Here is a 260-nt window from a genome sequence, read left to right as displayed (position 1 = left end):
CGATCATCTTGCGGGTGCGCGCGGCGTCGTCGGCCAGCGAGGTCAGCGGCACTTCCACCGCCCGGATATCGGTGTAGCCCTTGCGCGAAAGCTCGACGATGGTCTTGGCCCAATGCGCCGCGCCGCCCCAGAAGCCGTGTACGAGAACGATGGTGGGTTTGCCGCTCATGATCGTGATTCCATGTCAGGTGGAGGTCGGAGGGATGCGCCAACGCAAGCACGCGCGCGGCGGCCGGTTGGCGTCGGCCGGTCGCGCCGGG

At 68.5% G+C, this 260-nt stretch carries 1 protein-coding gene; it reads right to left on the bottom strand.

Annotated elements, in window-relative coordinates:
• On the bottom strand, positions 1 to 169 hold a 169-nt coding region (locus tag HKX41_12105), incomplete at its 3' end, for an alpha/beta hydrolase (protein NNC24878.1).
• Positions 170 to 260 lie beyond the last annotated feature (91 nt).

It is taken from the genome of Salifodinibacter halophilus (assembly GCA_012999515.1).
Classification (GTDB): domain Bacteria; phylum Pseudomonadota; class Gammaproteobacteria; order Nevskiales; family Salinisphaeraceae; genus Salifodinibacter; species Salifodinibacter halophilus.
This window is presented reverse-complemented; position numbering and strand designations above follow the sequence as displayed.